The organism is Fructobacillus tropaeoli (assembly GCF_001047135.2).
Taxonomy (GTDB): domain Bacteria; phylum Bacillota; class Bacilli; order Lactobacillales; family Lactobacillaceae; genus Fructobacillus; species Fructobacillus tropaeoli.
The window spans coordinates 1-206 of the sequence record NZ_DF968177.1 but is presented as its reverse complement, the minus strand read 5'-3'; the positions used below and the strand labels follow the sequence as shown (position 1 = coordinate 206).

Genomic DNA, 206 nt, shown 5'->3' with positions numbered 1-206 from the left:
TTAACATAAGCTTGGCCATCATAGTCAGCAATGACAATCTGACCAGATCGTGCTTCATGTTCCTTCTTGACGAAGATAATTTGCTTATCATCGAACAGTGGAGTCATTGAGTCACCATTAACGGTAACAGCAAAATCATGTTCTGGAACAGTGCCACTGTAATCAACTTCTTCTGGTTGATTATCGACCATGTATTCACCAGTACC

1 protein-coding gene is annotated in these 206 nt (G+C 40.8%); it reads right to left on the bottom strand.

What is annotated here, in order from left to right:
• On the bottom strand, positions 1-206 hold a 206-nt coding region (locus AOQ32_RS08580), incomplete at both ends, for a S24 family peptidase (RefSeq protein WP_148666557.1).